Raw genomic sequence first — 266 nt, forward strand, 5'->3', positions numbered from 1 at the left:
GGCTGCCGGTTCTCCAGCCAGGACGCCACCGAGGACGCGCGGTCGGCTGCCTGGCGGACCAGGTCGCTGGCCATGCCCTGCTGGTCCGGGGCGCTGGCCATGCTGTGCAGCTGGCTGGAAATATTGCGGATGCCTTCGGCGGCTTTCTGCTGCTGGGTGCCTGCCTGGCTGGTCAGGCCGGTCCTGGCCTGGTGCAGCAGGTCCTGCGCGTTGGCCTTGGCCTCGTGCGCCACGTTCGCGGCCTCGCTCTTGGCAGTCTCCGCAAC

The 266-nt window shown here is 70.3% G+C and carries 1 pseudogene; it reads right to left on the reverse strand.

From position 1 onward, the window contains the following. A pseudogene (locus RM50_RS20935) lies at positions 1 to 266 on the reverse strand (hypothetical protein); the annotation flags it as partial.

The sequence above is a fragment of the Pseudarthrobacter phenanthrenivorans genome, from assembly GCF_000813845.1.
GTDB lineage: Bacteria > Actinomycetota > Actinomycetes > Actinomycetales > Micrococcaceae > Arthrobacter > Arthrobacter phenanthrenivorans_B.